The sequence below is a fragment of the Pantoea sp. X-Soil-TKNS-1211 genome (assembly GCF_059730495.1).
Window position 1 is genome coordinate 537,086 of record NZ_AP035953.1, and the last position, 25,033, is coordinate 562,118.

The 25,033-nt window shown below is 53.6% G+C and carries 21 protein-coding genes; 7 read left to right on the forward strand and 14 right to left on the reverse strand.

Annotation, left to right across the window (positions count from 1 at the left end; genetic code table 11):
• Window positions 1–45 precede the first annotated feature (45 nt).
• Both degQ and zapG read right to left on the reverse strand, forming a co-directional pair.
• Window positions 46–1,416, reverse strand: coding sequence for a serine endoprotease DegQ (gene degQ, locus AC6I8W_RS02390; RefSeq protein WP_497836833.1), 1,371 nt, complete (start codon window positions 1,414–1,416; stop codon window positions 46–48).
• Window positions 1,417–1,522: 106 nt separating this feature from the next.
• Window positions 1,523–1,927 (reverse strand): Z-ring associated protein ZapG, encoded by a 405-nt coding sequence (gene zapG / locus AC6I8W_RS02395; protein WP_497836834.1) that lies wholly within the window; start codon window positions 1,925–1,927, stop codon window positions 1,523–1,525.
• Window positions 1,928–2,111: 184 nt separating this feature from the next.
• On the opposite strand from zapG, the gene zapE reads away from it, so the two are divergent.
• The 5 genes from zapE to sspB all read left to right on the forward strand — a co-directional run bounded on the left by zapE (window position 2,112) and on the right by sspB (window position 5,769).
• Entirely contained in the window at window positions 2,112–3,239 is a 1,128-nt protein-coding gene (gene zapE / locus AC6I8W_RS02400; RefSeq protein ID WP_497836835.1) for a cell division protein ZapE, read from the forward strand.
• Window positions 3,240–3,475: 236 nt separating this feature from the next.
• Window positions 3,476–3,904 carry a 50S ribosomal protein L13 gene (rplM, locus tag AC6I8W_RS02405; protein WP_006121722.1) on the forward strand — a complete coding sequence of 143 codons (429 nt, stop codon included), beginning with the start codon at window positions 3,476–3,478 and terminating at the stop codon, window positions 3,902–3,904.
• Between the two features lie 15 nt (window positions 3,905–3,919).
• Window positions 3,920–4,312: a 30S ribosomal protein S9 gene (rpsI, locus tag AC6I8W_RS02410; RefSeq protein WP_013507645.1), complete on the forward strand. Its 393-nt coding sequence runs from the start codon at window positions 3,920–3,922 to the stop codon at window positions 4,310–4,312.
• A gap of 326 nt (window positions 4,313–4,638) precedes the next feature.
• The gene (gene sspA, locus AC6I8W_RS02415) at window positions 4,639–5,280 is read left to right on the forward strand and encodes a stringent starvation protein SspA (protein ID WP_013507646.1); all 642 of its coding nucleotides are present in this window, start codon (window positions 4,639–4,641) and stop codon (window positions 5,278–5,280) included.
• Between the two features lie 3 nt (window positions 5,281–5,283).
• Window positions 5,284–5,769, forward strand: a complete 486-nt coding sequence (gene sspB, locus AC6I8W_RS02420; RefSeq protein ID WP_497836836.1) for a ClpXP protease specificity-enhancing factor — start codon at window positions 5,284–5,286, stop codon at window positions 5,767–5,769.
• Between the two features lie 38 nt (window positions 5,770–5,807).
• Here sspB and AC6I8W_RS02425 read toward each other — a convergent pair whose 3' ends face one another.
• Complete coding sequence (locus AC6I8W_RS02425; protein ID WP_497836837.1) at window positions 5,808–7,565, reverse strand: sulfite reductase subunit alpha; 1,758 nt, start codon at window positions 7,563–7,565, stop codon at window positions 5,808–5,810.
• Between the two features lie 63 nt (window positions 7,566–7,628).
• Window positions 7,629–13,160: a glutamate synthase-related protein gene (locus AC6I8W_RS02430; protein ID WP_497836838.1), complete on the reverse strand. Its 5,532-nt coding sequence runs from the start codon at window positions 13,158–13,160 to the stop codon at window positions 7,629–7,631.
• A 902-nt stretch (window positions 13,161–14,062) separates the two neighbouring features.
• Between AC6I8W_RS02430 and arcB the strand changes: the two genes are divergently transcribed.
• Together arcB and mtgA are read left to right on the forward strand one after the other, a co-directional pair.
• Window positions 14,063–16,396, forward strand: coding sequence for an aerobic respiration two-component sensor histidine kinase ArcB (gene arcB, locus AC6I8W_RS02435; protein ID WP_497836839.1), 2,334 nt, complete (start codon window positions 14,063–14,065; stop codon window positions 16,394–16,396).
• An 896-nt stretch (window positions 16,397–17,292) separates the two neighbouring features.
• Window positions 17,293–18,015: a monofunctional biosynthetic peptidoglycan transglycosylase gene (gene mtgA, locus AC6I8W_RS02440; RefSeq protein WP_497836840.1), complete on the forward strand. Its 723-nt coding sequence runs from the start codon at window positions 17,293–17,295 to the stop codon at window positions 18,013–18,015.
• A gap of 5 nt (window positions 18,016–18,020) precedes the next feature.
• Here mtgA and npr read toward each other — a convergent pair whose 3' ends face one another.
• From npr to kdsD, 10 genes are all read right to left on the reverse strand, one after another.
• The gene (npr, locus tag AC6I8W_RS02445) at window positions 18,021–18,293 is read right to left on the reverse strand and encodes a PTS phosphocarrier protein NPr (RefSeq protein ID WP_497836841.1); all 273 of its coding nucleotides are present in this window, start codon (window positions 18,291–18,293) and stop codon (window positions 18,021–18,023) included.
• On the reverse strand, window positions 18,290–19,144 hold the full coding sequence (rapZ, locus tag AC6I8W_RS02450; protein WP_480367772.1) for an RNase adapter RapZ: 855 nt from the start codon (window positions 19,142–19,144) through the stop codon (window positions 18,290–18,292). Before rapZ ends, npr begins: the two co-directional genes overlap by 4 nt.
• A 52-nt stretch (window positions 19,145–19,196) precedes the next feature.
• Window positions 19,197–19,679: a PTS IIA-like nitrogen regulatory protein PtsN gene (ptsN, locus tag AC6I8W_RS02455; RefSeq protein ID WP_497838093.1), complete on the reverse strand. Its 483-nt coding sequence runs from the start codon at window positions 19,677–19,679 to the stop codon at window positions 19,197–19,199.
• Window positions 19,680–19,851: 172 nt separating this feature from the next.
• The gene (hpf, locus tag AC6I8W_RS02460) at window positions 19,852–20,139 is read right to left on the reverse strand and encodes a ribosome hibernation promoting factor (RefSeq protein ID WP_013507656.1); all 288 of its coding nucleotides are present in this window, start codon (window positions 20,137–20,139) and stop codon (window positions 19,852–19,854) included.
• 21 nt (window positions 20,140–20,160) lie between these two features.
• Window positions 20,161–21,594 (reverse strand): RNA polymerase factor sigma-54, encoded by a 1,434-nt coding sequence (gene rpoN, locus AC6I8W_RS02465; protein WP_497836842.1) that lies wholly within the window; start codon window positions 21,592–21,594, stop codon window positions 20,161–20,163.
• A gap of 48 nt (window positions 21,595–21,642) precedes the next feature.
• Complete coding sequence (gene lptB / locus AC6I8W_RS02470) at window positions 21,643–22,368, reverse strand: LPS export ABC transporter ATP-binding protein (protein ID WP_013507658.1); 726 nt, start codon at window positions 22,366–22,368, stop codon at window positions 21,643–21,645.
• Between the two features lie 5 nt (window positions 22,369–22,373).
• Window positions 22,374–22,928, reverse strand: a complete 555-nt coding sequence (gene lptA / locus AC6I8W_RS02475) for a lipopolysaccharide ABC transporter substrate-binding protein LptA (protein ID WP_036626375.1) — start codon at window positions 22,926–22,928, stop codon at window positions 22,374–22,376.
• On the reverse strand, window positions 22,897–23,475 hold the full coding sequence (gene lptC / locus AC6I8W_RS02480; RefSeq protein WP_021184242.1) for an LPS export ABC transporter periplasmic protein LptC: 579 nt from the start codon (window positions 23,473–23,475) through the stop codon (window positions 22,897–22,899). The genes lptA and lptC overlap by 32 nt, the downstream gene beginning before the upstream one ends.
• Complete coding sequence (gene kdsC / locus AC6I8W_RS02485) at window positions 23,472–24,038, reverse strand: 3-deoxy-manno-octulosonate-8-phosphatase KdsC (RefSeq protein WP_497836843.1); 567 nt, start codon at window positions 24,036–24,038, stop codon at window positions 23,472–23,474. The genes lptC and kdsC overlap by 4 nt, the downstream gene beginning before the upstream one ends.
• A 13-nt stretch (window positions 24,039–24,051) precedes the next feature.
• A complete protein-coding gene (gene kdsD, locus AC6I8W_RS02490) occupies window positions 24,052–25,032 on the reverse strand; it encodes an arabinose-5-phosphate isomerase KdsD (RefSeq protein ID WP_480367783.1) in 981 nt (326 codons plus the stop codon).
• Between the last annotated feature and the right edge of the window lies 1 nt (window position 25,033).

A 25,033-nucleotide genomic window follows, 5' to 3' on the forward strand; every position in this document is an offset into this window, starting at 1 on the left:
ATGAGAAAGGCGGACAAACACCTGCTTGTCCGCCTGTTGAGATGATTATCGCAATAGCAGGTAAATACTTTCGTCGCCGCGCACCACATTCAGCGCCAGCACCGGCGGTTTTGCCTCCAGCACTTTACGCATTTCCGCCAGGGTCTCCACCCGGTTGCGGTTCACGCCAACAATCACATCATCTTTTTGCAGGCCCACCTGTTCAGCTGGCGTGCCTTTTTCGATAGTGTCGACTTTCACGCCTTTATCACCCGTTTTGGTGGTGCCGTCGCTGAGGGTTGCGCCCTGCAATGCAGGTGACAGCAACTGCGCGCTGGCGGTGGTTTGCGCGCTCTGATCCAGCGTAACGTCGACGGTGATCGGTTTGCCATCGCGCAGCAGGCCCAGTTTGACTTGTTGTCCCGGTGGCGTGGTGCCGATCTTCACCCGCAATTCGGCAAAGCTGGTGATCGGTTTATCGTTCACGGAGGTGATGATATCGCCCGCTTTGATCCCGGCTTTTTCCGCCGCTGATTTCGGCAGTACTTCGGAGACGAATGCGCCGCGCTGTGCATCGACATTAAAAGCTTTCGCCATATCGGCGGTCATTTCGGTGCCTTTGATGCCCAACTGCCCACGTTTGACTTCGCCAAACTGAATCAACTGCTGCGCCAGGTTCATCGCCATATTACTTGGGATGGCAAAGCCGATACCGATATTGCCGCCGCTGGAGGCCAGAATCGCGGTGTTAATACCGATCAGCTCGCCATTCAGGTTAACCAATGCGCCGCCGGAATTGCCCCGGTTAATGGCAGCATCGGTCTGGATAAAGTTTTCCAGGCCTTCCAGATTCAGGCCGCTACGGCCCAGGGCCGAGATAATGCCCGAGGTAGCGGTCTGACCGAGGCCAAACGGGTTACCAATAGCGACCGCGAAATCGCCCACTTTAAGCGTGTCTGAATCGGCGATTTTAACCTGGGTCAGGTTTTTCGCGCCCTGAACCTGAATCAACGCAATGTCCGTCTGCTCATCGTGACCAATCAGTTTGGCGTCATATTCGTTGCCGTCGCTCATTTGAACGCTGATTTTGTCTGCACCATTGACGACGTGGTTGTTGGTCAGGATGTAACCTTTCGCGGCGTCGATAATGACGCCTGACCCCAGTCCTTCAAAAGGTTGTGGTTGATTTTGTCCTGGCATTTGGCCAAAGAAGCGTTTCAGCGGTTCAGGCAAATCCTGCCCCTGAGCGGCGGTTTCAGTGCCTTCCACATGGACACTGACCACAGCAGGCAACACTTTTTCCAGCATCGGTGCCAGGCTCGGCAGTGGCTGTCCCTGGATTTGTGCCGGGAGAGTCGCCAGGGCAGCCGGGGTGGCGGCCAGACTCATCCCAATGCTCAAGGCTAATGCGCTTAACAGTCGTGCTTGTTTTTTCATTGCTACAACGCTCTCGCTGCGAAAAGGGGATTAAAAAAGTGTGACAGTTGTTTAGGGTAAGGGTTCGACAAACAAAAAGGGCACAGCGTTGCTGTGCCCCAAAAGATTAATTACGCGGTGCGCGTTCGCCGCCACGTAACAGGCCGGATGCGCCTTCGGAGTAATCACGCGGGATTTGCACCGGCGCCTGATCGTTATCCGCCTCGGCTTCCGTAAGCTGGTAGGCAAACGGGTTTTTCTCGCCAGGCAGATTCGGTAGCAGGTCGTTCGAGCCTTTTGCCATATGCTGATACAACTGGCGGTAGTCACGCGCCATGTTATCCAGTAATTCTGCACTGCGGGCAAAATGGTTGGTCAGCTCTTCACGATAATCCGCCAGCTCTGCCTTGGATTTTTCCAGTTCGTACTGCATGGTGCGCTGTTCGCGCAGTTTTTTGTTGCCAAAACGCATTGCGACTGCGCCGACAATAATGCCAATCACTAAACCAATCAGCCCGTATTCCCAGGTCATAATGACTCCCGTGTAATTTCCGTTGCTTCGTAGGGCATTGCTTCTGCTTCAACTTCAATAACAGCCACTATACCTGTTAATCGATTGGATGTGGAACTCTGGAGCGGCATCGCTTAGTGTAGAGCGGCCTAATTTTCGACAACCGACATGTGAATCGGACTTTTTCAGGGACTCTGAGAGAACCATGCAAACCTCATCTCCGCTTGCGCGCTATGAGCAAGCGCTGTCGCAGGGCGAATTTCGCCCGGATGACGTACAACGGGAAGCCATTACCCGCTTAGATGCCATTCAGCAAGGATTGGTCGCGCGCCAACCCACGACGCAGCCAGCCAGTAAAGGCTTATTTGGCCGCCTTTCTAAGCTGATGAACAAAGAAAAGAGCAGTAAAGAAGCGCCAGTACGCGGCCTGTATATGTGGGGGGGGGTGGGGCGTGGCAAAACCTGGGTGATGGACCTGTTTTTTCAGTCTATTCCTGGAGACCGAAAATTGCGTCTGCACTTTCACCGTTTTATGCTGCGCGTCCATGAAGAACTGACGCAATTGCAGGGGCACAGTGACCCGCTGTTGATTGTGGCGGACCGCTTTAAAGCTGAAACCGATATTCTGTGCTTTGACGAATTTTTCGTCTCCGATATCACAGACGCCATGCTGCTCGGCACCTTGATGGAAGCGCTGTTTGAACGGGGCATCGCGTTGGTTGCCACTTCGAATATCCCGCCGGACGACCTCTACCGCAACGGTTTGCAGCGCGCGCGTTTTTTACCGGCGATTGAGCAGATTAAGCGTCATTGTGATGTGATGAACGTTGATGCGGGTATCGATTACCGTCTGCGTACCCTGACGTCGGCGCATTTGTGGAGCTTCCCGCTCAATGACGCCACGCATGCGGAAATGGAGCGTATGTTCCGTGCGCTGTCGGGTAAACCACGCAATGACGCACCGGTACTGGAGATTAACCATCGTCAGATGCCGACGCTGGGGGTGCAGGATGGGGTGCTGGCAATTGATTTCCTGACGCTGTGCGGTGAAGGCCGCAGCCAACATGACTATATCGAGCTGTCACGCCGTTTCCATAGCGTTTTGCTGTATGATGTGCCGGTGATGATCTACAAGACAGAAGACCAGGCTCGCCGCTTCCTCGCACTGGTGGATGAGTTCTACGAACGGCATGTGAAACTGGTGGTGGCGGCTGAAACCTCGTTGTTTGAGATCTATCAGGGCACGCGCCTGAAGTTTGAATATCAGCGCTGCCTGTCGCGCTTGCAGGAGATGCAGAGCGAAGAGTACCTGCGACTGCCACATTTACCCTGATGCAGCGCAAAAAACCTGACGTGGGGGCGTAAAAAAGTTCGATCTTTGTAGTCGACTTCTCTATAATCTTGCGACCCCACGTTACGGCAAAGGTTTTTCTTCCCAGAAACCTTTGTGATCCGGTAACTCTACCTGAGGGGGTGGGCTTGCTGGGCGAAATGGTCGTGTGAGCCTCAATCGTTAACTTGGCGTTTGGGATTTCACCAACGTGTAACTTTATTTGGGTAAGCTTTTCAATGAAAACTTTTACAGCTAAACCAGAAACCGTCCAACGTGACTGGTATGTTGTTGACGCAACTGGCAAAACCTTGGGTCGCCTGGCGACTGAACTGGCACGCCGTCTGCGTGGTAAGCACAAAGCGGAATACACTCCGCACGTTGATACCGGTGATTACATCATCGTTCTGAACGCAGAAAAAGTTGCTGTAACTGGCAACAAGCGTAGCGACAAGATTTACTATCACCACACTGGTCACATCGGTGGTATCAAGCAGGCGACCTTCGAAGAGATGATTGCCCGCCGTCCTGAGCGTGTGATTGAAATCGCGGTTAAAGGCATGCTGCCGAAAGGCCCGCTGGGTCGTGCTATGTACCGTAAACTGAAAGTTTACGCAGGCAACGAGCACAACCATGCGGCGCAGCAACCGCAAGTTCTTGACATTTAATCGGGATTACAGGCAATGGCTGAAACTCAAAACTACGGCACTGGTCGCCGCAAAAGCTCATCCGCTCGCGTCTTCATCAAGCCGGGTAGCGGTAACATCGTAATTAACCAGCGCTCTCTGGAGCAATACTTCGGTCGCGAGACTGCACGCATGGTCGTGCGTCAGCCGCTGGAGCTGGTTGATCTGGTTGGTAAACTGGACCTGTACATCACCGTTAAAGGTGGTGGTATCTCTGGTCAGGCAGGTGCGATCCGTCACGGTATCACCCGCGCTCTGATGGAGTACGACGAGTCTCTGCGTTCTGAACTGCGTAAAGCGGGCTTCGTTACCCGTGATGCGCGTCAGGTTGAACGTAAGAAAGTCGGTCTGCGTAAAGCACGCCGTCGTCCGCAGTTCTCCAAACGTTAATTGTTGCTGCTTCGGCAGTTACAGTTGGCACAAAAAACCCGCTTCGGCGGGTTTTTTGCTTTCCAGGACAGGGATTGCCGCCACAAAAACGCTAGCTTCGCCCGCATTTTGCCTGCAAATCACTTTCCACGCCCCACAAGCTGCTTAAAATCTGGTAAACTGACTGTCACTTTGCGCCCGCGAGCCGGAGCGTTGTGGTTACTTTTCCCGCCAGGATGGGCGGGAAATGCCGCAAATGCTGGCTGTGAGCGAATCTGATAAGCAGGTGAGTCGCCGTGTGGTTGGCTATTCGCAGTAATTTTTTGTGAACAAACTTGGAGGTTTTCATGGCTGTCGCTGCCAACAAACGTTCGGTAATGACGCTGTTTTCTGGTCCGACTGACATTTTCAGCCATCAGGTACGTATTGTACTGGCTGAGAAGGGCGTCAGCGTGGAGATCGAGCAGGTTGAAACGGATAATCTGCCGCAGGATCTGATTGACCTCAACCCGTACCGCACCGTGCCAACGCTGGTCGATCGTGAGCTGACGCTGTATGAATCCCGTATCATCATGGAATACCTTGATGAGCGTTTCCCGCATCCACCGCTGATGCCTGTCTATCCGGTTGCCCGTGGCGAAAGCCGTCTGATGATGCACCGTATTGAGCAGGATTGGTACAGCCTGATGCGTATCATTGAAACCCGCACCGGCGCAGAAGCCGATGCCGCGCGTAAACAACTGCGTGAAGAATTGCTGGCGATTGCACCGTTGTTCTCACGTACGCCGTTCTTTATGAGCGAAGAGTTCAGCCTGGTTGATTGCTACCTCGCGCCGCTGCTGTGGCGTTTGCCGTCGATGGGCGTTGAGCTGGCTGGCGCAGGTTCTAAAGAGCTGAAAGGCTATATGAACCGCGTATTTGAACGTGACTCTTTCCTCGCTTCACTGACTGAAGCAGAACGTGAAATGCGCCTTCAAGCCCGGGGCTAATCTATGGAAATGTCGCAATTAACGGCTCGTCGTCCCTATCTGTTGCGTGCGTTTTATGACTGGTTGCTTGACAACCAACTGACGCCGCATCTGGTGGTCGACATTAATCTGCCTGGTGTGCAGGTGCCGCTGGAGTACGCGCGTGATGGTCAGATTGTGCTGAACATTGCGCCGCGTGCGGTAGGCAACCTGGAGCTGGGCAACGATCACGTGCAATTCAACGCACGCTTCGGTGGCGTGCCGCGTCAGGTCTCCGTACCGATGGCGGCAATTCTGGCTATCTACGCCCGTGAAAACGGCGCAGGTACGATGTTCGAACCGGAACCAGCCTATGAATTGGCCGGCCAGGATGAACTGGAGGGTCAGGAAGAAACCATGATGTCGGTGATTGATGGCGATCGCCCTGATGATTCGACTGACGATGAAACCCCGCCAGATGATGAGCCGCCGCCGCGAGGTGGTCGACCTTCACTGCGTGTGGTGAAATAAAAAACGGGCCAGATGGCCCGTTTTTTTATACCTGCGTCTTAGTAAACGTCACGCAGGTAGCGTTTATCTTTCTTCAACTGATCGACGTACGCCGCCGCACGTTCGCTGGACAGACCGCCGAACTGACGCACCACTTCATACAGCGCCGCATCGACATCTTTCGCCATGCGTGATGCATCACCACATACGTAGAAGTAAGCACCTTCCTGAAGCCAGGCGTACAGCTCAGCGCCTTTCTCCAGCATACGGTTCTGCACGTAAATCTTCTCTTCCTGATCGCGTGAGAACGCCAGATCAAGGTGAGTCAGCAGGCCGCTTTGTTGCCACTCGTTCAGCTCATCCTGGTAGATGTAATCATGTTCCTGATGTTGGTCACCGAAGAACAACCAGTTTTTGCCATCGGCTCCAGTCGCTTTACGCTCCTGCAAGAAGGCGCGGAACGGCGCAATACCGGTACCCGGACCGACCATGATCAGCGGAGCCTTATTGTTGGCTGGCACGCGGAATGCTTTGTTCGGTGAAATAAAGATCGCCGGTTTTTCGCCACGACGGACACGCTCTGCCAAATAGGTGGAGCACACACCGTTGCGGGCTCGGCCACCACTGTGATAACGCACAGAAGCGATGGTGAGATGTACCTGGTTCGGATGTGCTTTCGAACTGGAAGAGATGGAGTAAGCACGGTGTTGCAACGGACGCAGCATCGCGACAAATTCTGGCACTGACAGGCTGCGTGTCAGCTCCAGTTGCAGCAGATCCAGCGTGTCTTTGCCCCACAGCCATACGCCGAGGGTATCTTTATCGTCGTGTTGCAGGACGTGGCGCAACTCCTGGTTGGTGGTGTTCTGTCCCACCCATTCGATCAGCTTGCGTGACGGTTCAGAGATTTCGAACTGATACGTCAGCAGATCACCCAGGTTGCGGTCGAAGCTCGGCACCGGGGTTTCATAGTCAGCATTCAACTGGGTCAGCAGCAGCGCCACCAGCGCAGGGTCATTCACTGGGATCACACCCAGTGCGTCGCCCGCTTCGTACTTTAGCCCGCTGTCCGTCAGATCAAACTCGAAGTGGCGGATATCTTTGCCTGACTGCTCGCCAGACAAGCGTTTGTTAGTCACCAGTGCCGCAGCATAAGGGTTCTGTTTATTGCTACCCGGGATAACCGGTGCTTCCGGCGCACTTTCCAGCGCGGTACCGCTGCTGCCTGCGCTGGCCGCAAACTGTGGCATCGCGCCGCCAATCCATGTGCTGGAGGGTTCTTCGTAATCAATGTCGCAGTCGATACGATCAACCACACGTTTCGCACCGAGCTGCTCCAGGCGCATATCAATAAATTTACCTGCCTGGCAGAAACCATCGTAGCCAGTGTCACCAATCGCCAATACGGCGAAGTGCATCTGCTCCAGACGCGGTGCGGTGCTGGCGGAAATGGCCTGCCAGAACAGTTGGGCGTTATCCGGCATTTCACCTTCACCATAGGTGGAGGTGACGATCAGCACATGGCGCATGGTGGCGAAGAGGTCAATATCCACTTCACCCAGCGCCTGAACCACCGGTACCAGGCCTTTGGCACGGGCGGCTTTGGCTGCCGTCTGGGCCAACGCTTCCGCGTTGCCCGTCTGTGAACCGAACAGGATATGCAGCTGCGTGGTGGTCGCTGCACCCGCCGCAGGGGCGGTCTGCTGCTTATCTTCTAACACCAACAGGCGCGAGTGGAGACCGGCGAGAAAACCCGCCAGCCAATATTTCTGATCACCGTTGAACGGTGCATCTTCAGGAATGTAAGGAATCTTCATGGGTACTTTTACTCAATCCCGTTCATATTCAGTCAGTAATACACAAATCCGTTGATTCAGCTATCAGGATAATTTTCCGACAGCTGCCGCGATTTCTGGCAATGCCGCACGGGCAAACAACTCTTCAAAATCAGGCAGATGACCCAGCACTTCACGGTTACAGGCATCCTGATAGATGATCCAGCCATAGGTCGCCAGGCTGTCCATCGAGCGGATGTTGCGTTGCGTCAGCGCCGCTTTGTAATCCGACATACGTTTAGATGCGATCAGGCTCGCCAGTTCATCATCGTTGTAGTTCTCGATAGCCGAACGTGCATGGCGTTGCAGCTTGCTGACCAGCGAGAAATCTTCCGTCATCAGCAGGTTACGTACGGCTTTCTCCACCGACGGATCTTCCACTGAAGTGCCTTTCGGCAACTTGCTCAGTGCCAGCTGTTGCGCGAAGCTCAGCACGGTGTAATTGTTCAACAGCACGAACATTTCCAACGTATCGGTAGCACCATACGCCGGGACTGCGCCATCAGCGATGGTTTTACCGTCACGCCAGGCTGCTTTGAACTTGGTGACCTGATGCGCAGCCAGCGACGTTGACAGTTCTTCCAGCAGATCCTTACGTGATTTCGCCTTCAGAATCTCACCGCCGTCCTGATAGAGCAACAGCGAACGTGGCATGACATACACAAAGTGGTGGCATTCGGTATCCCAGTTCGCCAGCAACCATGCAGCACGCGGTGAGTTGGTCGCTTCCAGATGCCAGTTGAGCATGGTCAGCACCGCTTGTTTGTGCACTTTCGCCATTTCGTCTTCATCAGCGATGGAGCCGAACAGCACTGAGTCACCGGCTGCGTGTGCGGCCAGTGAGCCGTACGGGTCGTACTGGTAGGCAAAGCCACCGCTCATGCCGTTACCAAAGCCTTTACCGAAGGTGCCGAGGTTAAGAATGGCACCGTTGGTCATATATTCACAGCAGAAGTCACCCACGCCTTCAACCACGGCGGTTGCGCCGGAGTTACGCACGGCAAAGCGGTCACCGGCCTGGCCCTGGACAAACAGGCGGCCACCGGTAGCGCCAAACAGCGCGAAGTTACCGATCAGAACGTTGCCATCGCTGTCCTGCGCGCCGCCGCCCGGTGACATCACCACCAGCTCGCCGCCGCACTGACCTTTACCGACGCCATCGTTACAGGTGCCGTAGTGTTTCATCAGCATGCCGTCGTTGCAGAATGCGCCAAAGGACTGGCCGGCAGAACCCGAGGTATGGATCTGCACAGTGGCCGGTGCCAGGTAATGACGGCCACGGTCATCTTTCATCACTGCCGGGATGGCGGCTTTTTGCTCGACAGACAGCTCATGATTCAGCATGCGTTCGATATCAATCGCTAACTGACCACCCACGCTCTTGTTACGGTTGTTCAGCGTGATACCTGCGCCCAGCGCGATCTCACGGCTGCCTTTCGCCACCAACTGATCTTTCAGTTCTTCAACCCAGCCGTTATCCAGTTCAAAATCTTTTTCCAGATAGACCGGTTTAGCGATTTTCTGCTCCGGTACGACGGTCAGCATGGCACGCAGGTCCAGTTTGCCGACTTCCAGCGGGTGATCCATCAGGTGCAAAAGATCCGAACGACCACGCGCTTCGCGCAGTGAACGCAGACCGAGGCGTGCGAGGAACTCACGTACTTCCTGTGCCACGTTGATGAAGTACTGGGCCAGCTGGCGTGGATCGCCATCAAAGGCTTCGGCGTTGGTGGTCAGACCGGCCGGGCATTTGACGTTACAGTTTTTCGCCATCACGCACTTCAACATCATCAGCGCGGTTGTACCGAACTCGAAGCTGTCGCCACCCAGCAGGGCGGATTTGATCACATCGCTGCCGGTCTGCTGCGCGCCGGAGCAACGCAGCTGTACTTTGTCACGCAGACCGTTAGCACACAGCGCCTGATGTACCTCGGCGATACCAATTTCCGCCACACGGCCGGTGTATTTCAGGCTGGTAACCGATGCAGCACCTGTACCGCCGGTGTTACCGGCAACGTTGATCACGTCTGCACCGGCTTTCGCTACGCCAACCGCGATGGTGCCGATACCTTCGGAAGAGACCAGTTTAACGATGACGCGGACGCGCGCGGCTTTACAATCGTGGATCAGCTGCGCCAAATCTTCGATTGAATAGGTGTCGTGGTGCGGCGGCGGAGAAACCAGCTCCACACCCGGTGTACCACCACGCGCTGCCGCGATCTCTACCGTCACTTTCGGTGCCGGTAACTGACCGCCTTCGCCCGGTTTTGCCCCCTGGCCAATTTTGATCTCCAGCTCTTCCAGCATCGGATCGGCGAGGTAAGCCGCCCAAACGCCGAAGCGGCCAGATGCCAGCTGTTTGATACGTGAGGCGCGGATGGTGCCGTGACGTGAATAGTGTTCACCACCTTCACCGCAGTTACTCATCCCGCCAACCATGTTGGTGCCGTGCGCGACGGCTTCATGCGCCGGGGCAACCAGTGCGCCGTGGCTCATCGCACCTGAGGCAAAGGTACGGGTGATTTCGTGCGCAGGCTGAATCTCTGCCAGCGGCAGTGAAGGCAGCGCGGTAAAGATGAGTGACAGGTAATCAGCAGCCTTGCCGTAAGCGGTGATATGCAGTGTGTCATTCACCACTTCGCTTTTTTCGATTTCATCGGCAAAACGGGTTTTCAGCGCCCGCGCCAGCGCGGCCAAACGCTCGCTTTCTGGTTTCAGGCCCGCGATGGCATCTACCAGGCGCAGAGTGAACTGGTTCAGGCTGCCGTTGACTGCTGCACATTGCAGACCGCGGGTAGCGAAGCCGTTGTTCACCAGCGAGTAACGCCCCAGCTTGCGACCAAATTCTGCTTCGCTATCGACGTGGGTCAAATCACACGGCAACGCGAGGATATCACGCAGCGCCGCCGGACGACGTTTACGTTCGGCATACATCAGGCTGGAGAACTGACGGTAATCCGGCGTGATGGTGAAGCTGTCGATGACGTCATTCGGGATACGTTCGAAGCTGCTGTCTTTGAACGCTTCCGCTTTAATGTTGAAAGCGTTATCCAGCTTCGCCAGGGTCATCAGACGGATAAAGTTATCCTCTTCGCGGGCTTTATCCGCAAAGCGAATCGGCTGCTCCGTCATATCAATAAAAGTGCGCACAGCGATGGTGCCGTAAGAGTGACCGGCACCTTCGGCGCGTTCTTTAAACAGACCCAGCAAGGGGACTTCCGCCTCACCCTGAATCTTCAGCGAGCTTTGATGCCAGTCCACCGCCATCTGGGCGATAGCCGGGAAGCCTGCGCCACCCACCGGCGTTCTGATATTCGGGAAGTATTTTTTCAGCACCGGGTCGTTAGTATCGAGGAAGTTCGGCTCGAAAAACTCGCCGCAGCTGTAGCTTTCCACGGTACACAGGCCCACTTTGCCCATGGTTTTCATCAGCGCTTTTTCTGCGGCTTTGGCATAGCGCTTAAAGGCTTTGTTACCTTCTTCGCCTTCGCCAAATTTTTCCTCGGCACGCATCTGCACGCCCAACGGATAAACTGCGGACGCACCGAAGCCCAGCGTGGCAGCAATGTGGTGTGAAGAAATGCTCTGTCCGCTTTCAACTACCAGCGAGACATCCAGACGTAGACCTTCCTGCACCAGACGTTGGTTGATGGCTGAAACCATCAGCAGCATCGGGATCGCTGCATAGGTCGATGAAATATGGCGGTCAGTCAGCACGGCGATGCCGCCCTGCTGACGGGCAAAGTCCACGACTTTCTGTGCCAGGTCGTCAATGGCTTTTTCCAGCGCGGCAGCATTAGCGGCACGGCTAACGATATCTTTGCCGATCACTGGCTCATACAGCATCTCAAAACGTTGATAAGGCGCAACTTTCTGCTCACGCAAACGCAGCATATCAAGGTGCGTCAGGATCGGGGTCGGCACCACAATCTGCTGGCCTTTGCTGCGGCCCAGATGCGGTTTGGCACCCAGCGCCACGCGCAGCGTCATGCCATCCGCTTCGCGGATAGAATCGAGCGGCGGGTTCGTCACCTGCGCAAAGCGCTGGGAGAAGTAGTGGGCCATGCCGCCTTCGTGATCGGATAAGCCATTGATGGCGTTGCCGTAACCCATCGCCGAGATTTTCTCAGCGCCGGTTTGCAGCATCGGGTCCATCATGAATTTGAAACTTTCCTGGTTGTAGTAGTAGGCCACAAAACGCTGATAGGTTTTGAGGTCGCCACCATAACGCAGCGGTGATCCGAGTTTCTCTGCCGGGATCTCCGGCAGCTCATGCAGGTCGACACGCGCCGCGCTCAGCAGGGCAGGGTAATCTTTCTCAGCCGCGAGTTTTTCCAGCGCTTCTACGGTGGTGTAGGAGCGTTTTTCGCGGTGATCGTAATACAGCATACCGCCCGCTTCGATACGGCCGCGACGCAGGACGCTTTCAGGCGGGAAGGCAATCTGGCCCGCTTCGGACATGGCACCGATATACTCAGCGGTCTCAACAGAACGCAGCGGGCGCAGGCCGAGACGGTCCAGACGCGCACCAATCACTTCGCCGTTACCGAAAATCAACGCAGCCGGGCCATCGTTCTTCTCTTCATACAGTGAGAAGTACTCCAGCATGGCGCGGACTTCGGTGGAGAGCGAGGTATCGTTCTCCCACGCTGGCGGCATCATCGATACCACGGCGTTGATCAGATCGAGATTGTCTTCCATCAGACGGCTATGGATGCTCTGGTCGAGACGCGAGCTGTCTGACTGACCGTTAGGACGTACGATCTTCTTGCCGCGAGCCAGCGCCAGCGCCGATTCAGCAATGCGGTTTTTACGGTCAGTGTTCAGTTCACCGTTATGCGCCATCAGACGGAACGGCTGTGCCATGGTGGTGTGCGGATCAGTGTTGGTGGAGAAGCGGGTATGGAAGAACAACCCACGCACCTGATGGTCCGGGTCGGTCAAATCTTTGAAGTAAGGAATCACTTCGTTGGAGTTCAGGCGTGCTTTAAACACCTGCGTGCGCGAGGAGAGCGACAGCGGATAGAGACCGCCAAATTCGCTTTCAGTAAAGGCCTGCGCTTCAATGTCCAGCAGCGCACGATAAATGCGTTGCTCAAATTCGTTCTGGCTGGTGATCTCCTGCGGGGCCGTAAACACCCACTGCACAATCGGCAGCTGGAATTTCAGGGCAGCAGGGCGCGTTACGCTGCCGTCCAGCGGCATGTCGCGTTTTACCAGTACCGGGAAGTTATAGGCTGCCAGGGTTTCTTCCACCAGGCGCTCAGCATTCGCGCGCAGTTCGGCATCTTTCGGGACAAAGAAGTTGCCCACACCGAAACGACCGACTTCCAGCGGCTGGCCGGTAATTTTACGGAAGAAGTGCAGAGAAAGATCGACGTTGACACCTGCGCCATCGCCCACACCTTCTGCTGACATCCCGCCACGGTGCGGCACGGTGCATAGCGCACTGTGCGCCATTTGCAGGATCTCATGAGTCTGCTCGCCGTCCTTACGGGTAATGAAACCTACACCACAGCTGTCACTGCCCGCTGTTGGATCATACAAGCCATAGGGATAAGGTTTTTGAGTGGACATTGAGGTCTCCTTAAACTGCTTTTGACATTACCTGCATTATTTCAAGCACAGAGCACTGCTGAGTCAGCTCACAGGCGCTGTATCAATTTCTGCTCCGCTCGGCAATGAGCGGGCGTCGCAACACCGAGCAATTCCTCTCAAGACATAGTATGGACGTCCTTGATGAGCTGCTCTTTAATCCGGGTCTCTTAACTGGAGATAACTTGCATCTAGAGGGAGTCTTCTTGCTGCATAGATATGCCGAGACACTGGCCCGACAGGAAAGCATCCAGCGGAATTCCAACTTATCGGGAAAGCGTACTCAGGTCAAATAGCCAGCTTTATTGAGGGTAATATGCTTTTTTGTTGGTTAACTTAATGATTTAAATGAATAAGTTGTGTAAAAAGTTGGCACTCTACGCCTGGTCAATCCCGCAAGAAGTGTGAGCCGTCTCACTGTGGTGCAGCCATCAAATCGCTGCACCATGCTGGAGCTGATGAACTTTTCAGCATAAAATGCTGTTCGGGCCACTCCGTGCACAGGATGTATCTGTTTTTCTTATGGCGTCATATTTGAATCAGATCAGGGGGCGTCATTAGTAAAATTAATCATCGCCGCTGTGCTTAAAATAGCGCTTAAGTTGAATGGATATGCAAAAAGTAACAGCAACCATCGGACGATATGGCTGCCAGGGTATTGATTCGCACGAGGTGCTGAGAAATGGGCCGCAAAAGCGCGGCCCTACAGATTATTCAGTTGGCGGAATTAGTCAAGCGCTTTACGCATAATGACGGGAACGTCGGCGAAATGGTATTGCAATGCACCATAACGGGGCGGAACGGCCACGTCAGGATCAGGCCAACGGGCGCGAATCGCGGATAATTGCGCTATCATGAGCCAGATTTCGTTCAGGGAGCGGGTAATGAAACAGATTCGTCTTTTAGCGCAATACTATGTTGATTTGATGGTCAAACTGGGGCTGGTCCGCTTTTCGCTATTGCTGGCGTCAGCGCTGGTGGTGTTGGCGATGGTGGTGCAGATGGCCGTCACCATGGTGCTGCGTGGTCACGTTGAGAGCATTGACGTGGTGCGTTCGGTGTTCTTTGGTCTGCTGATTACGCCCTGGGCGGTTTATTTTCTCTCGGTGGTGGTTGACCAACTGGAAGAGTCTCGTCAGCGCCTGTCGCGGCTGGTGGATAAGCTGGAGGAGATGCGCACGCGCGATCTTGAACTCAATCAGCAGATGAAAGAAACCATTACCCAGCTCAACCATGAAATTGCTGACCGTATTAAAGCCGAGCAGGCGCGTGAGCAGGTGATGGATAAACTGCGTGAAGAGATGGCGCGTCGTGAGCAGGCGCAAATTGAGCTGGAGCAGCAATCTTCCTTCCTGCGTTCATTCCTTGATGCGTCGCCGGATCTGGTGTTCTACCGCAATATTGATAAACAATTCTCCGGCTGTAACCGCGCGATGGAGCTGCTGACCGGACTGAGCGAGAAACAACTGATTGGTCTGACGCCGCGCGATATCTACGACGAAGATGCCGCAACCAAGGTACTGGAAACCGATGAAAAGGTATTCCGCCACAATGTGTCACTGACTTACGAGCAGTGGCTACAATATCCCGACGGACGCAAAGCCTGCTTCGAAATCCGTAAGGTGCCTTATTATGACCGTGTTGGGAAACGCAGCGGCCTGATGGGCTTTGGCCGCGATATTACCGAGCGTAAGCGTTATCAGGACGCGCTGGAGAACGCCAGCCGCGAGAAGACCACCTTTATTTCTACCATCAGCCATGAGCTGCGTACGCCGCTCAACGGTATTGTCGGTCTGAGCCGTATTCTGTTGGATACCGATCTCAATCAGGAACAACTGAAGTACCTGAAAACCATTCATGTCTCCGCCATTACCCTGGGCAATATCTTTAATGATGTGATTGAGGTAGACAAGATTGAACGTCGCAAGGTGCAGCTCGATAACCAGCCGCTCGACTTTACCGGTTTCCTCGCCGATCTGGAAAACCTCTCCGGCCTGCTGGCACAGCCGAAAGGGCTGAAGTTCGTCATGTCGCCTGAGCTCCCGCTGCCACACAAAATCTCGGCGGATGGCACCCGACTGCGCCAGATCCTGTGGAATCTGATTGGTAATGCGGTGAAATTCACTCAACAGGGCGAGATCGTGGTTCGTGTTGCCTATCATCGGGATGAAACCCTGCATTTCGAAGTGGAAGACTCCGGCATGGGTATCCCACAAGAGGAGCAGGACAAAATCTTCGCCATGTATTATCAGGTGAAAGATCAGCATGGCGGTAAACCGGCAACCGGAACCGGTATTGGGCTGGCGGTGTCACGTCGGCTGGCACAGGCGATGGGCGGCGATATCACCGTACGTAGCATACAAGGGCAGAGTTCCTGCTTCACCGTCGAGATCAAGGCACCACGGGTCGCGGAAGAGGTTGAGGACGATAACCTTGACGATGCGATGCCGCTACCGGCATTACATGTCCTGTTGGTAGAAGACATCGAGCTGAACGTGATTGTGGCTCGCTCGGTACTGGAGAAGCTCGGTTGCAGTGTGGAGGTGGCGATGACGGGCACCGCCGCGCTGGAGATGTTCGATCCACAGGAGTTTGATTTGGTATTGCTGGATATCCAGCTACCGGATATGACGGGCCTCGATGTATCGCGTGCCATTCATCAGCAGCATGTCGGTGATATCCTGCCGCCGTTAGTGGCACTGACCGCCAATGTCCTCAAAGATAAAAAAGAGTATCTGGATGCGGGTATGGATGATGTGCTGAGCAAACCATTGGCCGTACCTGCGCTGACCGCGATGATCAAAAAATTCTGGGATTATCAGGCTGAAACTGATACCCCGATGGCCGAGCCGACGGACGAGAAAAACCGGACGCTACTGGATGTGCCAATGCTGGAGCAATATATCGAACTGGTAGGGCCGGGGCTGATCACGCAAAGCCTGACGATGTTCGAACAGATGATGCCGGGCTATCTCGACGTACTCGATTCCAACATGATGGCGCGTGACCAGAAGGGCATTGCTGAAGAGGGGCACAAAATTAAAGGAGCTGCGGGTTCTGTCGGTCTGCTGCATCTGCAAAAGCTGGCGAAACAAATCCAGTCACCGGAACTGCCAGCGTGGTGGGATAACGTGCAGGAGTGGATCGACGAACTGAAACAGGAGTGGCGGCATGACGTTAATGTGTTGCGTGAGTGGGTTGCTTCGCGGGAAAAGTAACAGGGATTAGAAAAAAATGACCCCAGTCGAAACCGGGGTGCGCGAATACTGCGCCAACACCAGGGAAAATGGCGCTGCTGCTATTATTTGAGGTCTATCCTGAGCAACAGCGTGGTATTGGTTAACGCTTCAAAACCACCTTAGCAAATTCGTCACCACTTGTGACAAGATTCATTAAATTGTGTGATGTTGAGCAGCGTTTAAATACAGAAAACATTAATTTGCTGACACAGTCAAGCAAGGAATCAATTTCTTTGACTCATTGCATTAATTTTGACCGGTTGTTCTGTTTTTTCCAGGGTTTTAACCTTCTGAAGTGACATAAAAACCCGGTAAGAGTGATGAAAGTTGCCTGGTAATGAAAAATTCGCTTTTTTTTATGTTAACTACATGAAATATGGCATGAATAAGGGTAAATGGCAGAGGTTATCCAAAACGTTTTGGAAACCATCGGCAGAAAGTTCCAGTTTAAGGTTTTAACGATGGATGTAAACCAATCCGCAGCCAAATTACTTAACCGTAATCTTGTGGCGCAGCAAAATCTTTGCGGATAATTTACACATTATTTTCGGAAAGCTCTCAATAATCAATGAGAGGGTTCAAACACTGTGAAAAATGAATGTTAAGTATTGTGAAACATTTTGCGTGATGTGAGTCACGTTTTGCTGAACGTCTGTCAGTAAGTTTTCTGATGGGTATTTAGACATGGAACCGATTCCTTCATAGCGGAAGTGCTTGATGTATTTGGCTCTATTAAAGGAACGATGGTTGCGTAGGTGATGAATTTGTTCGATAAATCAACTGGTCACGGGGCAATTCTTAGCTTTCGAAGCTCATCGAATGCTTTGGTGACCTGGGTGATTGATTAATACAGGGAACAGGTAAGAGATAATTTGATGGCTAAGAATAAAGGGAAACTTTGGCAACGTGTAAAAGTGTGGATCGCGAAATTTCTTATCGCCTGGCTGGGTGTTTGGCTGGCGGGGATTGTGCTTTTTTCCTTTCTACCGGTGCCTTTTTCCGCAGTAATGGTTGAGCGACAGCTGGGGGCCTGGCTGCACGGAAATTTTGACTATGTGGCGCATTCGGATTGGGTCAGCATGGATGAGATCTCACCGTGGATGGCGCTGGCGGTCATCGCGTCAGAAGATCAAAAGTTTCCAGAACACTGGGGATTTGATGTGGCCGCGATCCAGTCGGTACTGGATAACGAGGGTGATGAACGGATGCGCGGTGCCTCGACGCTATCGCAACAAACCGCGAAAAACCTGTTCCTGTGGGATGGGCGCAGCTGGGTGCGTAAAGGGCTGGAAGCAGGATTGACGGTGGGAATCGAAACCGTTTGGACCAAGCGCCGTATTCTGACGGTGTATCTCAATATCGCTGAGTTTGGCAACGGTGTATTTGGGGTTGAGGAGGCGTCTCAGCGCTATTTTCACAAGCCAGCCAGTCGCCTGACCATGGCGGAAGCTGCTCTGCTGGCAGCGGTGCTGCCCAATCCGATACGATTTCGTGCGGATGCCCCTTCAGGCTATATTCGCCAACGTCAGCAATGGATTATGCGCCAGATGCGACAGCTGGGTGGGGAAGGCTTCCTCAATCGCTACAAATTGCACTGAGGCGGTTAATCCTCATCAAAACCTGCTTCAAATAGCTCAATCACCGCTGCCAGTGCCTGGGTTTCTTCCGGGCCGCTGGCTTCGATCTCAATATGGCCGCCTTTGGCAGAATCCAGCATCAGCAGCGCTATCACGCTGCTGGCTTCTGCTTCGGTTCCCGCTTCATTGCGCAGCAACACTTCTGCGTTAAAACTCTGCACCAGTTCAAACAGCTTCATCGCCGGGCGCGCATGCATACCCAGCTTGTTACGAATCTCAACGGTTTGCTTCACGGTCATGATTTGCGTTTTTCCAGGGTGCGATGGCGGGACTGCACATTTTTACCACGTGAGCGGAAATAGTCGGCCAGCTGTTCGGCGATATACACCGAACGATGCTTACCACCGGTACAACCGATTGCGACGGTGAGATAGCTGCGATTGTTGGTTTCCAGCATCGGTAGCCACAATTCAAGGTAGCTGCGCGTCTGGTAGATAAAGTTATGCACTTCGGTATGCCGATCGAGAAACGCGGCCACCGGACGGTCGAGACCGGTCATCGGGCGCAGTTTGGGATCCCAGTGCGGGTTAGGCAGAAAACGCACGTCAAACACATAATCGGCATCAATCGGAATACCATGCTTGAAGCCAAAGGATTCAAACACCATTGTCAGCTCACGTTCGCGTTTACCCAGCAAGCGGGTACGCAGCATTTCCGCCAATTCGTGTACCGACATCTCAGAAGTATCGATGATCAGATCAGCCCGCGAACGCAAGGGTTCGAGCAGGTCGCTCTCCTCATCAATGGCGCTTTCCAGTGACAAATTTTTACTGGAGAGCGGATGCAAGCGGCGTGTATCGCTGTAGCGACGGATTAGCGTGTTACGGTCAGCGTCGAGAAACAGCAGCTGTGGCGAAAAAGAATCCGGCAGATTATTAAGCGCGGTTTCGAAAACCTCCGGCGATTCCGGCATATTACGCACGTCGATACTGACGGCGGCAGAGATGTTGCGTTCGCTTAAGGTATTGGCCAATTCTGGTAACAACACCACTGGCAGGTTATCGACACAGTAAAACCCCATGTCCTCGAGCGCACGCAACGCGACTGATTTTCCTGAGCCTGACCGACCGCTAACGATCATCAGCACCATCACATTTCTCCCGTTTTAAACCGGCACTCTGGCCGGTAAAAGTAGCTGTCGCTTAAAGGTGGTCTTCCTGCGCTTCTGTGATAATGGCATAGAGTTCTTCATCGCTCTGCGCAGCGCGTAGACGACGACAAACGGTTTTATCTGCCAGGCGTTTTGCCACCAGCGATAGTGTATGCAGATGGGTTTTACACTGGTCTGCGGGCACCAGTAGCGCAAACAGCAGATCCACTGGCTGGTTGTCTACCGCATCAAAGGCGATGGGCTGATCGAGGCTAATGAACACGCCAACGGCGCGCAGTGTATCCTCCTCCAGTTTGCCATGTGGAATGGCAATACCATTGCCAATACCGGTACTGCCCATGCGTTCACGGGTGAGGATCGCTTCGAAAAGCGTCTGGTGAGGCAGATTGAGCTGTTTCGCTGCCAGCTCGCTGATTATTTCCAGCGCACGTTTTTTACTCTGGCAGTGTACGCCGCTGCGGGTGCAGTCCAGCGTGAGGACCGAGCTCAATTCCAGTGTCAGATCGTTGTTCATCATCGTTTCACTTGCGAGTTCACATAGCCGCGAGGATCACTCACTTTACCCCGATAGCGGGAAAAATACAGTTATCCTGTTGGCGCTTGCGCAGATGACAAAACGGGGCGGTTAGCCCGCCCCATTCTGTGCTCTAAGTGCCGAACCGGTCAGCACTCTGCAAGCGTGAAGGTTAGTGTTTTTTCAGTTTGTCTTTATGTTTGGTCAACTGACGGGAAAGCTTGTCGATCAATCCGTCAATGGCCGCGTACATGTCTTCCGCTTCCGATGTCGCGTGCAATTCACCGCCGTTCACATGCAGTGTTGCATCAGCAATCTGCGTTACCTTTTCCACTTTCAGAACAATATAGACCTGATTAATCCGATCAAAATAGTGTTCCAGTTTGGCAAATTTACTATTTACAAATTCGCGCAGCGGTTCGGTAATCTCTACATTCAGTCCGGTAAGGTTTATTTGCATAGGTCTTCCTTCTCAATACATTCAAACCAGCTGCTTACGCTGATTCGAGGGCGGGATGGACAAAGACTCGCGATACTTAGCAACCGTACGGCGGGCCACCATGATGCCCTGTTCAGATAACATGGAGGTCAGTTTGCTGTCGCTCAAGGGTTTTGCGGGATTTTCCGCAGAGATCAATTTTTTCACCAACGCACGAATCGCCGTCGATGAGGCTTCGCCGCCACCTTCGGTATTCACATGACTGGAGAAAAAATATTTCAGTTCAAAGATGCCACGCGGGCTATGTAGATACTTTTGCGTAGTCACACGGGAAATCGTGGATTCATGCATATCCACAGCCTGAGCGATGTCCGCCAGCACCATGGGACGCATGAACTCCTCGCCCTGTTCAAAAAACGCCTGCTGCTGCTCGACAATACAGCGTGTCACTTTCAGCAGCGTGTCGTTACGGCTCTCCAGGCTCTTAATCAGCCATTTGGCTTCCTGTAAATTGCTGCGGATAAACTGGCTGTCGCTATCATTACGTGCAGCGCCGCCCATTGCAGCATAGTGCTGATTAATCTTGAGACGTGGCACGCTGTCGGCATTCAGTTCTACCGTCCAACGTGTGCCGATTTTTCGCACCAGTACATCCGGGATGACGTACTCAGGTTCGCTGGTGTTGACCGATTGACCCGGACGCGGATCAAGCGATTGAATCAGCACCATCGCCTCTTTCAGTACATCTTCTTTCAGGCGCGTCATACGCATCAGGCTGCGGAAATCGTGATTGGCTAACAGATCAAGATGCTCGCTAACGATTAAACGCGCTTCCGCCAGCATTGGCGTATCGGTGGCATATTGAGAAAGCTGCACCAGCAGGCAGTCACGCAGGTCACGCGCGCCAACGCCAACCGGATCGAAACGCTGCACGCGTTTTAAAACCGCTTCTACTTCTTCCAGCGTGAGTTCTTCATCACCGATGCTGTCACAAATATCCTGGATCGTCACCGTGAGATAACCGGTGTCGTCGATAGCATCAACAATTGAGGTTGCAATGGCGCGATCGGTATCAGTGAACGGCGTCAGCTCAACCTGCCACATCAGGTAATCCTGCAACGACTGGGTGGTTTCACCCTGATAAACCGGTAGTTCATCATCCTGGTAATCTGTTCCGGTACCAGAAGGCGTTCCGGCGGTGTAGATTTCATCCCAGGTTGCATCGAGCGGCAGCTCTTCCGGCATCTCTTTTTGTTCCAGCGCCTCGCGAGTATCGAGTGCCTCATTTTCCTGATATTCGCGAGCGTCTACTTCCTCGTGTACTTCTGATTGTTCAAGCAATGGGTTGCTTTCCAGCGCCAATTGTAATTCCTGCTGGAGTTCAAGCGTAGAGAGTTGCAGCAAGCGGATTGCTTGCTGCAACTGGGGTGTCATCGCCAGCTGTTGGCTGAGCCTGAGTTGCAAACCTTGCTTCATAATCCGGATTGAGTTTCCTAAGCAAACGTCGGAGGTTACGACACCTTATCAGAGTCTGAACTCTTCGCCCAAATAAACACGCTTAACCTGCTCATCTGCAAGTATTTCATCGGGAGTGCCGTGGGCAATCAAATGCCCCTGACTGACGATGTAAGCGCGTTCACAGACGGCAAGGGTTTCGCGTACGTTGTGGTCGGTAATCAGCACACCCAACCCGCTATCGCGCAAATGTTCAATGATCTTCTTGATATCAATAACGGAAATGGGGTCAACTCCGGCAAAAGGCTCATCCAGCAGGATGAATTTAGGATTGGCGGCCAGCGCGCGGGCAATCTCGACACGACGGCGTTCACCGCCGGAAAGTGCCTGACCCATGCTGTCACGCAGGTGTTCAATGTGGAACTCTTCCATGAGTTCGTTGGCACGATCCTGGCGTTGTTCTTCGGTGAGATCGTCACGGATCTGCAACACCGCCATCAGGTTGTCGTAAACGCTAAGGCGACGGAAAATTGACGCTTCCTGCGGCAGATAGCCGATGCCGCGACGTGCACGTGCATGCAGCGGCAGAATGCTGATGTCTTCATCATCAATCACAATACGACCGGCATCGCGTGGCACGATACCGACCACCATGTAGAAGGTGGTCGTTTTACCGGCCCCGTTGGGGCCAAGCAAACCGACGATTTCGCCGGATTTAACTTGCAGGCTAACGTCTTCTACCACGCGGCGGCCTTTGTAGGCTTTCGCCAGGTTTTCAGCGATCAGTGTGGCCATAGAAATTAGTTACTCTTTTTTTGGCTCTGGGAGGAACCGTTTTTGTCCTGCAACTGCGACGGCACCAGCACGGTGGTCACACGTTTGCTCTGGCCCTGACTGTAGGCCTGCATTTTCTGTTCTTTCACCAGATAGGTGATGCGATCGCCTTTGATGTTGCTGTCCAGCTGTTCAATGTAGGCGTTACCGGTCAGCTCAACAAAGTCATTCGCCAGTTCGTAGTGAAGTTTGGCGGCATGGCCTTGCACCGGCTTACCGTTGTCCTGCATCTGATAAAAGGTCGCTGGGTTGCCCCAGGCATCAACAATGGTTTTTTTGCTGTCGCCGCCCGGACGGGTGACGACCACTTTGTCAGCGGTGATCTTGATCGATCCCTGCGTAACGATCACGTTGCCAGTGAAGGTAGCGACGTTGCCTTGCAGATCCAGCGACTGATTCTCTGAATCGATATTGACGGGTTTGTCCGAGTCCCCGGTTAATGCCAGAGCGGGCAGGCTGGTGGCTAACAGGGCGCTGACCAGCAGTAATTTAAGGCTGTTGTTTTTCATTTTGGATTTCATAGGAGGATTTGACCTTTTCAATCAACTGGGCATTTTTCGTCCGTAGGTTGCCGCGCATCTTCATGCCAGTAGAGTTAAAACTGCGGCCATAAAGGGTGACCTGATCGTCAGAGGTGACATCCTGGGTGACGAGATTGACCACCGCATTATCGGTTTTAATGCGCTCCAGCTCCGAATCCTGCGTCAGGGTGTTCACTTCAACATGGCCGTAAAGATAAAGCATACGATCTTTGGTGAGCTTTGCCTTGTCGGCGCGCACAGACCAGGTCGGAATTTTGTTCACGTCGTAAGTGGTCATCACCGGATTATCGAACCAGCTCAGTTCATCGGCAGCAAAGTAGGTCACTTTATCCGAAATCAATTTATAGGCCAGCGCACCGTCTGGATTGTACACCACGGTGTGAGAAGTCGAGCTAGTGTAAGTCGGCTCCTGGTCATTGGTGGTTACCGGCGCTTTGCTCTCATCCTGGTTGGTAAGATTCCAGCCAATCAGCACCAGAGCGATTAGGGCCAGAATCAGCGTTATCCAACGCCTGCTTTTACTCATACTGATTGCCCTTTGGCATCCTCAAATTTGTTCTGCGCCATTAAGATCAGATCGCAAAGTTCACGTACCGCGCCACGACCACCGGCAATACGGGTGACGTAATGCGCGCGCGGCAACAGAATCGGGTGTGCATCGGCGACCGCGACGCTCAGACCGACGCGGGCCATTACCGGCCAGTCGATCAGGTCATCACCGATATACGCCACCTGTTCCGCAGATAATGACAGTTTATCCAGGAGTTCGCGCCAGGCCAAAAGCTTATCCGATTGTCCCTGGTAAAGATGCGTAATGCCGAGGGTTTTGCAGCGATCTTCCATCAGTTTGGCATTGCGACCGGTAATAATAGCCACTTCAATGCCGGAGGTCAGCAGGCAACGAATACCATAGCCATCGCGCACGTTGAAGGCTTTCAGTTCTTCACCGCTGTTGCCCATGTAAATCAGGCCGTCTGACATCACACCATCAACATCACAAATCAGCAGGCGGATCTGCGCCGCGCGCGCCATTACTGCTGCGCTCACCGGACCATAGCAGGTCTCGATCTCAGCTGTTTCAACACTCATGTTCTTTTCCTGTTCAGACCACACCGGCGCGCAGCATGTCATGCATATGTACCACACCAAGCAGGCGATCGTCATCGGCCACCAGCAGCGCAGTGATGTTTTTGTTTTGCATCAGATTAAGTGCGTCAACGGCCAGCATGTTGGGGCGCACGCGAATGCCACCGCGCGTCATCACATCTTTGATGCTGGCTGACTGGAAATCGATACCCATATCAAACACCCGGCGTAAGTCACCATCGGTAAAGATACCTTCGATTTTCATCAGATCGTCGACGATCACCGTCAGGCCGAGATTTTTACGCGTGATCTCCAGCAATGCATCACGCAGTGAGGCATCACGCGAAACGTGCGGGATCTCGTCGCCGCTGTGCATGATGTCACTGACATGCAGCAGCAGTTTACGTCCGAGTGCACCACCGGGATGGGACAGCGCAAAATCTTCCTGGGTAAAGCCACGAGCTTCCAGCAGTGCGACTGCCAGCGCATCGCCCATCACCAGCGTCGCAGTGGTGCTGGTGGTGGGAGCGAGGCCCAGAGGGCAGGCTTCCTGCGGCACTTTAACGCACAGATGCACATCGGCGGCACGTCCCATAGCGCTGTCGGCACGGCTGGTGATGCAGATTAGCTGGACTTTCTGCCGCTTCAGAACGGGGACCAGCGCGAGGATCTCATTGGATTCACCGCTATTGGAAATGGCAACCACCACATCATCGGTACTGACCATGCCAAGGTCACCATGACTGGCTTCAGCCGGATGCACAAAGAAGGCGGGGGTTCCGGTACTGGCGAAGGTGGCGGCGATTTTTTTGCCGATATGCCCGGATTTGCCCATGCCCATCACCACCACTTTGCCCCGACAGGCGAAGATCATCTCGCAGGCGTGGGAGAAATCGTCATTGATATATTGATCGAGTTGCTCAAGCCCTTCACGCTCAATGCGCAGCACCGTTTTGCCTGCCTGTTGAAAGTCAAAATCCAGTCGCTGATGTGACATG